We start from the raw sequence: 2,203 nt of genomic DNA on the forward strand, positions 1-2,203 counted from the left end.
ATGGACTGGTTGGATCTCCTTGCAGTCCAAGGGACTCTCAAGAGTCTTCTCCAACACCACAGTTCAAAAGCATCAATTCTTCAGTGCTCAGCTTTCTTTATAGTCCAACTCTCACATCCATACATGACTACTGGAAAAACCATAGCTTTGACTAGACGGACCTTTGTTGGCAAAGTAATGTCTCTGCTTTTTAATATGCTGTCTAGGTTGGTCATAACTTTTCTTCCAAGGAGTAAGCATCTTTTAATTTCATGGCTGCAGTCACCATCTGTAGTGATTTTGGAGCCCCCCAAAATAAAATCTGACACTGTTTCCACTGTTTCCCCATCTATTTGCCATGAAGTGATGGGACTGGATGCCATGATCTTCGTTTTCTGAATGTTGAGCTTTAAGCCAACTTTTTCACTCTCCACTTTCACTTTCATCAAGAGGCTTTTTAGTTCCTCTTCACTTTCTGCCATAAGGGTGGTGTCATCTGCATATCTGAGGTTATTGATATTTCTCCCGGCAATCTTGATTCCAGCTTGTGCTTCTTCCAGCCCAGCGTTTCTCATGATGTACTCTGCATATAAGTTAAATAAGCAGGGTGACAATATACAGCCTTGACGTACTCCTTTTCCTATTTGGAACCAGTCTGTTGTTCCATGTCCAGTTCTAACTGTTGCTTCCTGACCTGCATATAGGTTTCTCAAGAGGCAGGTCAGGTGGTCTGGTATTCCCATCTCTTTCAGAATTTTCCACAGTTTATTGTGATCCACACAGTCAAAGGCTTTGGCATAGTCAATAAAGCAGAAATAGATGTTTTTCTGGAACTCTCTTGCTTTTTCCATGATCCAGCAGATGTTGGCAATTTGATCTCTGGTTCCTCTGCCTTTTCTAAAACCAGCTTGAACATCTGGAAGTTCACGGTTCACATATTGCTGAAGCCTGGCTTGGAGAATTTTGAGCATTACTTTACTAGCATGTGAGATGAGTGCAATTGTGTGGTAGTTTGAGCATTGTTTGGCATTGCCTTTCTTTGGGATTGGAATGAAAACTGACCTTTTCCAGTCCTGTGGCCACTGCTGAGTTTTCCAAATTTGCTGGCATATTGAGTGCAGCACTTTCACAGCATCATCTTTCAGGATTTGAAATAGCTCAACTGGAATTCCATCACCTCCACTAGCTTTGTTCGTAGTGATGCTTTCTAAGGCCCACTTGACTTCACATTCCAGGATGTCTGGCTCTAGGTCAGTGATCACACCATCGTGATTATCTGGGTCATGAAGATCTTTTTTGTACAGTTCTTCTGTGTATTCTTGCCATCTCTTCTTAATATCTTCTGCTTCTGTTAGGTCCATACCATTTCTGTCCTTTATTGAGCCCATCTTTGCATGAAATGTTCCTTTGGTATCTCTAATTTTCTTGAAGAGATCTCTAGTCTTTTCCTCTATTTCTTTGCATTGATCGCTGAGGAAGGCTTTCTTATCTCTTCTTGCTATTCTTTGGAACTCTGCATTCAGATGCTTATATCTTTCCTTTTCTCCTTTGCTTTTCGCTTCTCTTCTTTTCACAGCTATTTGTAAGGCCTCCCCAGACAGCCATTTTGCTTTTTTGCATTTCTTTTCCATGGGGATGGTCTTGATCCCTGTCTCCTGTACAATGTCACAAACCTCCGTCCATAGTTCATCAGGCACTCTATCTATCAGATCTAGTCCCTTAAATCTATTTCTCACTTCCACTGTATAATCATGAGGGATTTGATTTAGGTCATACCTGAATGGTCTAGTGGTTTTCCCTACTTTCTTCAATTTAAGTCTGAATTTGGCAATAAGGAGTTCATGATCTGAGCCACAGTCAGCTCCCGGTCTTGTTTTTGCTGACTGTATAGAGCTTCTCCATCTTTGGCTGCAAAGAATATAATCAATCTGATTTCGGTGTTGACCATCTGGTGATGTCCATGTGTAGAGTCTTCTCTTGTGTTTTTGGAAGAGGGTGTTTGTTATGACCAGTGCATTTTCTTGGCAAAACTCTATCAGTCTTTGCCCTGCTTCATTCTGTATTCCAAGGCCAAATTTGCCTGTTACTCCAGGTGTTTCTTGACTTCCTACTTTTGCATTCCAGTCCCCTATAATGAAAAGGACATCTTTTTTGGGTATTATTTCTAAAAGGTCTTGTAGGTCTTCATAGAACCGTTCAGCTTCAGTTTCTTCGGCATTACTGG

At 41.3% G+C, this 2,203-nt stretch carries 1 protein-coding gene; it reads right to left on the minus strand.

Annotation, left to right across the window (positions count from 1 at the left end; genetic code table 11):
- Positions 1 to 80: 80 nt before the first annotated feature.
- On the minus strand, positions 81 to 2,203 hold a 2,123-nt coding region (locus IEY14_RS26375; protein WP_188913680.1), incomplete at its 5' end, for a reverse transcriptase domain-containing protein.

This window comes from Aureimonas endophytica, assembly GCF_014642635.1.
GTDB lineage: Bacteria > Pseudomonadota > Alphaproteobacteria > Rhizobiales > Rhizobiaceae > Plantimonas > Plantimonas endophytica.